General features: G+C 33.6%; 2 protein-coding genes. Both read right to left on the bottom strand.

The window, feature by feature from the left end; all coding sequences use genetic code 11:
• Positions 1-228: 228 nt before the first annotated feature.
• Positions 229-747, bottom strand: coding sequence for a GNAT family N-acetyltransferase (locus BIZ36_RS20635; protein WP_187459747.1), 519 nt, complete (start codon positions 745-747; stop codon positions 229-231).
• 368 nt (positions 748-1,115) lie between these two features.
• Positions 1,116-1,410: hypothetical protein (locus BIZ36_RS20640; RefSeq protein WP_222937499.1), on the bottom strand; the 295-nt coding region annotated here is incomplete at its 5' end.

Raw genomic sequence — 1,410 nt, forward strand, 5'->3', positions numbered from 1 at the left:
TTTACCGAAGTAATGATGCACAAACCCCAAAGTGCGGGAATTGGAGCGGAGCGACAATGTAGCGATTTGGGTTCACCTTTAGGTGAATTGTGCATCATCGGTTGGTATATGAAAAGTAGGCGATTTCGAAGCACTAAACTTTCGATTAAGCATAGAGTTTGATACGAGCTAAAACCTTTAACTTTACTACTATTACGCCTATTTTTTATATACATTGTTAGCGGGTCGTTAGTTATTCCATTTTTCTCTTCTAATTGCATAAATCAGTTCGTCCAATAACTCCCCATTTTTCACAAGTACTTTTTCAAATTTCCCTTCGAGAACAAAACCATTCTTTTCTAAAACTCTCTGTGAAGCAATATTGCTACCAAAAGGTCGAGCAAATACACGGTCAATGTCATAAGTCTCAAAAGCAAAATTTACCATCTCTTTAATCGCACTGCTTACAATTCCTAATCCCCAATAAGGTTCTGCTAACCAATATCCAAGTTCAGCATTTCTTTTGTGAATGTCATCTTGTGGATGTATTCCAATTCCACCGACCGATTGCCCGTCAATGTCAATCGTGAAAATATGTATTGGGTCGTCTTTTGTCGCAAAATCAATAAATGATTTTCCGTTTTCTTCAGTATAAGGAAAAGGAAATTTATCCGTCAAATTTTTAGCAATGTTCCAATTATTAGCAAATTTGACCAAACTTTGTAAATCTTCCTTTCTCCAAGGTCTTAATTTGTAATTTTCGCTCATCTCTATATCATCTTTCTAATGTGACGTTTTATAATGCCCGCTAACGGTCTCGTATAACCGTCAGTTAAGGGTTAAAGTACGCAAATTTTTCGGTTAAGCACAGACGTTAGCAATTCCGAGTGGATTCGGACGTAGTCGAATCCGCCGTAATTGCGGTTATACATTGTTAGCAAACGTTATTGTTTCCATTTTGTTCTCATTTCAGTTCCAATTCGGAAATATTGTTCGTCCATATTATAGATGTAACATTTCCCAAAACTCACTTTGTTTTGAACGGAATCTATATCAATGAAATATTCGTCATCTTCTGTTGTAAAATGAAATCCTTTTTTAATTCCATCTTCTTCACCTTTATTAATTTTTATATATCAACTTATAAGTTCATCTTTTGGGTCATAATCATCTTTCTCAACTATTTTCTTTCTGTCAATTATTTTAACAGAAATGGCTTCTTTTAGAAAATCACCTCTATATTCTAATGGAATTTTATTGATGTTCCAATCAATATTTGTCGTAGAATCTTTTTTTATTCTTGTCAGATAATTTCCGCTAACATTTGGTTCTTCTCCAATGTTAAAATAATATGCGAATTTTTGGTAGTCATTTCTAAAGTCGTAATTTCTTAAAGAATCATATTTTTCAGACAATAAGTACTCTTTATTC

The organism is Cytophaga sp. FL35, assembly GCF_014349235.1.
GTDB lineage: Bacteria > Bacteroidota > Bacteroidia > Flavobacteriales > Flavobacteriaceae > Euzebyella.

Excerpts from the sequence above, each read along its gene's own strand:
- BIZ36_RS20635 (WP_187459747.1), bottom strand. The coding sequence starts at position 747 with ATGAGCGAAAATTACAAATTAAGACCTTGGAGAAAGGAAGATTTACAA.